This is a genomic window from Bartonella vinsonii subsp. berkhoffii ATCC 51672 (assembly GCF_902825225.1).
GTDB lineage: Bacteria > Pseudomonadota > Alphaproteobacteria > Rhizobiales > Rhizobiaceae > Bartonella > Bartonella berkhoffii.
On sequence record NZ_CADEAK010000184.1, the window covers coordinates 1 to 434 of the forward strand.

General features: G+C 39.2%; 1 protein-coding gene. It reads left to right on the forward strand.

Annotated elements, in window-relative coordinates:
• On the forward strand, positions 1 to 434 hold a 434-nt coding region (locus tag J7R10_RS08845; RefSeq protein ID WP_208436490.1), incomplete at both ends, for a UDP-3-O-acyl-N-acetylglucosamine deacetylase.

Genomic DNA, 434 nt, shown 5'->3' on the forward strand with positions numbered 1-434 from the left:
GGGTCTGCATGGCAGTATTGTCAAGCTTTTGAAGACGTTGGCATTGCACAGCAGGATGCATTGCGTTCCTATTTCATTATAAAAAAGCCGCTGCGAGTTGAAATAGGTGGTGGAGTTGCTGAGTTTTTGCCGTTTGATGGGTGCCGTTTTGATGTAACGATTTCTTTTTCTTCTTTTGCTATTGGTAAACAATATTTAAGTTTTGACCTTACCACACAAGGGTTTAGAGATAATTTATCACGTGCACGCACTTTTGGTTTTGTCAAAGACGTGGAAAAATTATGGGCTTCTGGAAAGGGGATAGGTGCTTCTTTGGAAAATTCCCTTATTATTGATCTTAATGATGAAATTATGAATTCAAATGGTCCTTATTGGAAAAATGAATGTGTGCGGCATAAAATGCTTGATGCTATTGGTGATACCGCTTTGCTGGG